Raw genomic sequence first — 710 nt, forward strand, 5'->3', positions numbered from 1 at the left:
ATATATGATGACCTCAAGGCGGAGCATAGGAAATGGACACGCAAGCTCTCTGATTGCTTCCGTTGGCTCAATCAAAAATATGGTTCAAATCTGTATTTCAGGGGGACTGAGTTCACTCATAATGAGGATCATGAAACCCTTAACATGCATATGAATATCCTCTTTGATCTGCCGTATTTGAAGGGGAACGGCTGGCAGGATTTTCTTGCTGATGTTCGTGAGAGGATGTCGTGCATTGTTAAGGATGCGGGAACTCTTGAGTCTGTTGATGAGGTCACAAAATATGTGACTAAGCCGAACGATATTGAGACGATGGAGGATGGCCATCTTGAGTGGTTCTATAATGAGACACTCAATACGCGACTGATACAGAGGTACGGATCGTTTAAGGAGTTCAAGGGGTCTCTTAATGATGAGAGGCTTCGCATCGTTCGAGATCAGTCTGATGGATCTCTGAAGATGATGAAGAAGCGTGTCATCAATGATGCTGAGCTTTTCACGAAGCGTGATGAAGGCGAAGCCACGATAGGTGTCCCTAAATCATTGGATATGTTCGGGCCCGATATTGCTATGGCTCTCTGTGTTGAGCCTTCTCTTGATGGTCGTGTCATCGTTGGTGATGAAATAAAATTCGAGCAGATGGAGAATAAGATTGTTGGGCTGATGCTCCCGCATCATGCTTTCTATAACGTCTCTGAACCCTGTCTTAT

The 710-nt window shown here is 44.8% G+C and carries 1 protein-coding gene; it reads left to right on the top strand.

Features of this window, described 5'->3' with window-relative positions; all coding sequences use genetic code 11:
* Positions 1-710, top strand: a 710-nt coding sequence (locus tag KP705_RS15760; RefSeq protein WP_215764880.1) for a protein rep, incomplete at both ends; no start/stop codon positions are given.

Origin of the sequence: Gluconobacter sp. P1D12_c, from assembly GCF_018812105.1 — a bacterium.
GTDB classification, from domain to species: Bacteria; Pseudomonadota; Alphaproteobacteria; order Acetobacterales; family Acetobacteraceae; genus Gluconobacter; species Gluconobacter oxydans_A.